This is a genomic window from Azospirillum isscasi (assembly GCF_030849505.1).
GTDB classification, from domain to species: Bacteria; Pseudomonadota; Alphaproteobacteria; order Azospirillales; family Azospirillaceae; genus Azospirillum; species Azospirillum isscasi.
The window spans coordinates 1-5,429 of record NZ_JAUJFI010000249.1; the positions used below are offsets into that span (position 1 = coordinate 1).

Genomic DNA, 5,429 nt, shown 5'->3' on the forward strand with positions numbered 1-5,429 from the left:
CCGCCCCCTTCCTGGCCGCGGCCTTCCAGACCGCCTGGACACGCCACGCCGCCGCGCTCGACCCGGCCTCGGTCACCACGCACGCCACCGCCACGGCCTGCCCGGTCTGCGGCGGCGCGCCGGTCGCCGGGGTGCTGCAGGTCGGCATGGAGAGCGGCGGCCTGCGCTATCTCCATTGCGGGATCTGCCACACCGCGTGGCACCATGTGCGCTCGTCCTGCGTGGCCTGCGGCGACGGCAAGGACGTGTCCCAGCGCTTCGTCGAAGGGGCGGACGGCAGGGAGGCCAACAACGCGGTGCGGGCGGAGACCTGCGACGCCTGCCACAGCTATCTGAAGCTGCTGTTCCTGGACAAGGCGCCGGACCTCGACCCGGTGGCCGACGATCTCGCCACCCTGGCGCTGGACCTGCTGCTGGGCGAGGAGGAGTACCGGCGCATCGGCGTCAACCCGTTCCTGGCGGTGGCCGAATAAGGATCAGGCCCCCGCGGTGATCCGCTGGGCGGCGAAGAAGGGCGCGGTGGGCTGGTCGGAATAGACGGCCTGCCGCCGCAGCCACAGGGTGAAGCGGGCGCCGCGCCCCGGATCGCTCTCCACGGTGATCCGCCCGCCGTAGCGCTGGACGATGGCGTAGCTGATCGACAGGCCGAGGCCGGTGCCCGTCTGCTTCTTGGTGGTGAAGAAGGGGTCGAAGATGCGGGCCAGATCGCCCGCCGCGATGCCGTGGCCGGTGTCCCCCACCCCGACCAGCACCCCTTCGAAGGGCTCCGCCCCCGGCAACCGGTCCCCAGGACCAAGGTCTTCCGGACCGATGTCGCGGCTGTCCAGCGTCAGGCTGCCGCCCTCCGGCATCGCCTGCATGGCGTTGACGATCAGGTTGATCAGAACCTGCTGAAGCTCGCCGCGGTTCATCTCCACCGGGCCGCCCGCCTGCGCCTTCAGCGTCACCGTGACCCGCGCCCGGTTCAGGTTGTGCCGGGTCAGCACCAGACAGTCGGCCAGCACGCCGTTCACGTCCGTCGGCTCGGCGTAGCCCGCGAAATCGCCGGGCCGGGCGAATTGCAGCAGCTTGGTCACGATGGCGTGGATGCGCCGGGTCTGCTCGTCGATCAGCCGGATTTCCTGGCGCACCGGTTCGATCCCGTCGCCCAGCACCTCGCGCAGCAGATCGAGGTTGCCCTGGATCACCGCGACGGGGTTGTTGATCTCGTGCGCCACCCCGGCGGTCAGCTCGCCGATGGCGGTCAGCTTCTCGTTCATCACCAACTGCTGCTGGGCGCGGCGCAGGGTGGCGTTGGCCTCCTCCAGCGCGGCGGTGCGCAGGGCCACCTTGCGGTCCAGCTCCTCGGCGGAGCGCTGAAGCTCCCACCGCCGCGCCGCCACGGAATCCAGCAGATGGTCGAAGGCGCGGGCCAGACGCCCCAGCTCGTCCCGGCTGGCGGTGGGGCCGATGCGGGCGGAATCCTCGCCCCCCTCGATGCGGGCGATGACTCCGGCCATGCGCTCCAGCGGGCGGAAAATAGCCCGCGCCCCCCGCAGGCCCGCCAGGGACCCCAGCCCCGACACCAGCAGGAACAGCAGGAACAGCCCGGCCAGCGCCTTGTACAGCGTGTCGCGCAGCGGCGATTCCAGAAAGCCGACATAGAGCATGCCGATCCGCCGCCCGGCGGTGTCGGCCAGCGGCTGATAGCCCGACACGTAGGTGTCGTTGACCACGAAGGCCGAGCCCAGCCACGGCTCGCCGCGGTCCAGCACCTTGTCCGCCACCGCCTGCGACGCACGGGTGCCAAGGGCCCGCTGGCCTTCGAACAGCCGGACGTTGGTGGCGATGCGGGTGTCCCCCAGGAACAGGGTGGCGGTGCCCTGGCTGCCCAGCGGCAGGGAGGCGTCCTGATAGACGATGGTGTTCAGCCGGTCCACGATGCCCTGGTTGCCGTTCAGCAGCACCCCGCCTTCCAGCACGCCCAGCAGCCGCCCGTCCGGCCCGTCGAAGGGGATGGCGACCTGGATCACCAGCCCGCGGTCCTCGACGGTGCGGGGGTCGGGTCGGGCGGCGCGGGTGGGCACCAGCGGGGTGTGGGCGGCCCGGCGCAGGGCCGGGCTCAGCGCCTCCAGCTCCGCCGGGGCGAAGACCTCCAGCCCGTGCTGGGCGTAGCCGTGCAGCGCCTCGCGCACCACCGACCAGCCGCTGCGGTCCGCCGGCACGGCGAAGGACCCGCCCGCCCGCACCATGCCCCCGGCGTCGAGCAGCAGCAGATAGTCCAGCCCATGCTCCTCCGCCTCCTCGTCCAGCAGGCGGCGCAGGTCGGCGGGCGCCCCGCGCTCCAGCACCAGGGCCAGCCGGTGGGAGGTCGCGACCCCCTCCAGACCGTTGCGCAGCGACATCTGCACCCGGTCGAAATACTGCCGCGCGGTGCCCAGGTCGGAACTGACCTTGTTGACCAGAAGCTGGTCGTAGCCCTGCGTTCCCCAGGCCCAGACGATCATCAGCAGGACCGGCGCGCCGACCAGCAGCGGCGCGAGCACCAGCGCCAGCAGCTTCAGCCGGACCGATTCCGCGTAGGCCGCCGCCAGCCGTCTCATGGACAGCGGCGTCACACCCCCCATTCCACGCATTTCCGGTCCAGCGTCTTGCGCGACACGCCCAGCAGGTCGGCGGCGCGCGCCTTGCTGCCGGCGCAGCGCGCCAGCACGGTCAGGATGTGACGCTTCTCGACCTCGGCCAGCGGCAGCACGTCGTTGTCGCCGTCCATGCGGACGTGGCGGACCGGACAGGGGGCGCAGGGCGGGTTGCCGGCCACGGCGGCGGCGCACAGGCTGGGGTCCGCCGCCAGACCGGCCTCCACCGCCGCGGCGTTGGCGGTGTCCAGATCGTCCAGCGGGAATTCGCCGAGCAGCAGCGACCGCTCCACGAAATTGCGCAGCTCCCGCACGTTGCCGGGCCAGGAATGGCACATCAGCGCCCGCGTCACCTCCGGCGTCAGGGTCAGCGGCGGCACCGCCAGCCGCGCCGGCAGGAAGCGCATGAACAGGGCGGCCAGCTCCGGCACGTCCACCGCGCGCTGGCGCAGCGGCGGGATGGTCAGCGTCATCACCTCCAGCCGGTAGAACAGGTCCGGGCGGAAGCGCCCCGCCGCCGCCTCGGCCTTCAGGTCGCGGTTGGTGGCGGTGACCACGCGGACGTCCACCGGCACCTCCTGCTCGCTGCCGACCGGGCGGATGCGCCGCTCCTCCAGCACGCGCAGCAGCTTGGATTGCAGGGTCAGCGACAGCTCGCCGATCTCGTCCAGGAACAGCGTGCCGCCGTGGGCGTAGTAGAACAGGCCCTTGCGCGCGTCCTTGGCCCCGGTGAAGGCGCCGCGGGCGTGGCCGAACAGCTCCGCCTCGATCAGGTCGGCGGAGATCGCCGCGCAATTCACCGCCACGAAGGGACGGTCGGCGCGCGGCGACAGGTCGTGCAGGGCGCGGGCGACCAGTTCCTTGCCCACCCCGGACTCGCCCTGGATCAGCACGGTGGACGGGGTGGGCGCCACCCGCTGCACCAGGGAGCGCAGACGCATCATGGCGTCCGACCGCCCGACGATCTCGTCGCGCCCGCTGTCCTTCTTCGACAACTGCCGGCGCAGCACGTAATTCTCGCGGGTCAGCCGGGTGCGCTCGACGCAGCGGTCGATGGAGTTGAGGATCTGCTCGACCCGGAAGGGCTTCAGCACGAAATCGGCGGCTCCGGAGCGCAGGGCGTCGATGGCCGTGTCCATGTCGGCGAAGGCGGTGACCAGGATCACCTCGCCGGCGTAGCCGCCGGCCATCAGCTCCTTCAGCCAGTCCAGCCCCGAGCGGCCCGGCAGGGCGACGTCCAGGATGATGACCTCGGCGTGGATGCGCTCCAGCTTCAGCGCCCCTTCCTCGGCGCTGCCCGCCACCTCGACCCGCCAGCCGCGCCGTTCCAGCGCGCGGGACAGGAAACTGCAAATCCCCTCCTCGTCGTCCACCACCAGGATGGAGGGTTTGGTCCGATCCTCCATCCGGCCATCCTCCGGCGTGCCGCCGCCGGAATCCGGACGGGCGGGTGGAATGGAGAAGGGCGCGGTCGTGGTCATGGCGTGGACTCGGCGGCTCGGGGCCGTGCATTCTAGGAGAGGGCCGCGGGAGCGGGCCAGCGATTTCCGGTTTCCGGAACGGGCCCGAACCCAAGGAGCCAGTATCAGCATCAGAAGGGATGGAGTACCGATGCCGCTCATCAACGTTCAGCTTTTCGAAGGCCGCACGCTGGAACAGAAGCGCGCCTACGCCAAGGCGCTCACCGACGCGTCCGTGGAGGTGCTCGGCTGCAGCCCGGAGGCGGTCGACATCATCTTCCACGACGTGAAGAAGAGCGATTGGGCCAGCGGCGGCAAGCTGTGGTCCGACGGCGAGTAATCGGCCGGCAAGGAATCGAGCGATGTCCGGATGCCCATGGGCGAACCGCTCACCCCATGGGCATCCGCACAGAAAACAGTCAGTCTGGTCAACGGATCGCGGTCAGGCGGCGCCCACCGTCTTGCCCGTCAGACGATAGACCGCGGTCGCGACCGCCCGGTCCTCGCTGTCGCCGACGTCCAGCCGGCGGTCGATGTAATTGCCGAGAAATTCGACCAGCGCATCGCGGGTGACCGCCTGGACCCAGTGTCCGTGCCCGCCGAAGGCTTGCAGCGTCCAGAATTCCGACGCCATCAGCGCCGAACGGACGGTCTTCGACGAACCGTCCCAATGGGACCACAGGAAGTCGATGGCACTCTGAGCGACCGTAATCACCAAACCGGCATTGATTCCGTGTGACACCATCGTAGTCTCCCTCTCAGCTTGCCGAGCGGACGCTCGTGAACGAGGTCTTGTTCAGCAAAAGCAATGCCAAGGAGGCCAGGAGAGAAAGCCGTACCACGTTCGGACGCGGGTCATCGGAAATCCAAACCAAACAAGGGAGGAGTGGCCATGAATGCGCAGGAAGAGCAACGGGCGCGCGACGCGCTGAAATGCATCGACCGCGATCTCGATGCGCTCGACGTCCAGATTGCCGCTCTGCAAACGCGGGAACGATCCGCGGTCTCTCTCGACCAATACATTCGCGTCCGCGACGCTCTCCTGACCGAGGCCCAAACGCTCCTGACCCAACTCGACCACCAGTCCCCTCCCCCGCCGAAGGCGGGGGAGGGTTAGGGAGTGAGCCCGGCGTCCGGCGTTCACCCAAGCGCCCTGACCTCAAGCTTCAACGACGAAAAACCGGCGCCTCCCCTGGGGGAAGGCGCCGGCTCTCGAAGGCCGCGTGGGACGATTGTCGGGTGATGTGCGTTGCGGACCTGGGCCCTCCGGGATGCCGGTGTGGTTGGTCGTGTGCCGTGGTGACCTGGCGGCGACCTACTCTCCCACGTCTTAAGACGCAGTACCATCGGC

The 5,429-nt window shown here is 69.9% G+C and carries 5 protein-coding genes and 1 pseudogene; 3 read left to right on the forward strand and 3 right to left on the reverse strand.

Features of this window, described 5'->3' with window-relative positions; translation table 11 throughout:
* Positions 1 to 473, forward strand: a pseudogene (locus QSG27_RS27415) (formate dehydrogenase accessory protein FdhE domain-containing protein); the annotation flags it as partial.
* Positions 474 to 476: 3 nt separating this feature from the next.
* On the opposite strand, the gene QSG27_RS27420 reads toward QSG27_RS27415, so the two are convergent.
* Together QSG27_RS27420 and QSG27_RS27425 are read right to left on the reverse strand one after the other, a co-directional pair.
* A complete protein-coding gene (locus QSG27_RS27420) occupies positions 477 to 2,606 on the reverse strand; it encodes a cache domain-containing protein (protein ID WP_306711818.1) in 2,130 nt (709 codons plus the stop codon).
* On the reverse strand, positions 2,594 to 4,099 hold the full coding sequence (locus QSG27_RS27425; RefSeq protein WP_306711820.1) for a sigma-54-dependent transcriptional regulator: 1,506 nt from the start codon (positions 4,097 to 4,099) through the stop codon (positions 2,594 to 2,596). The genes QSG27_RS27420 and QSG27_RS27425 overlap by 13 nt, the downstream gene beginning before the upstream one ends.
* Positions 4,100 to 4,229: 130 nt before the next feature.
* Here QSG27_RS27425 and QSG27_RS27430 point away from each other — a divergent pair, with 130 nt between their 5' ends.
* Positions 4,230 to 4,418 carry a 4-oxalocrotonate tautomerase gene (locus QSG27_RS27430; RefSeq protein ID WP_306711822.1) on the forward strand — a complete coding sequence of 63 codons (189 nt, stop codon included), beginning with the start codon at positions 4,230 to 4,232 and terminating at the stop codon, positions 4,416 to 4,418.
* 102 nt (positions 4,419 to 4,520) lie between these two features.
* Here QSG27_RS27430 and QSG27_RS27435 read toward each other — a convergent pair whose 3' ends face one another.
* Entirely contained in the window at positions 4,521 to 4,823 is a 303-nt protein-coding gene (locus QSG27_RS27435) for a hypothetical protein (protein ID WP_306711823.1), read from the reverse strand.
* Between the two features lie 147 nt (positions 4,824 to 4,970).
* Here QSG27_RS27435 and QSG27_RS27440 point away from each other — a divergent pair, with 147 nt between their 5' ends.
* Entirely contained in the window at positions 4,971 to 5,195 is a 225-nt protein-coding gene (locus tag QSG27_RS27440; RefSeq protein ID WP_306711825.1) for a hypothetical protein, read from the forward strand.
* Positions 5,196 to 5,429 lie beyond the last annotated feature (234 nt).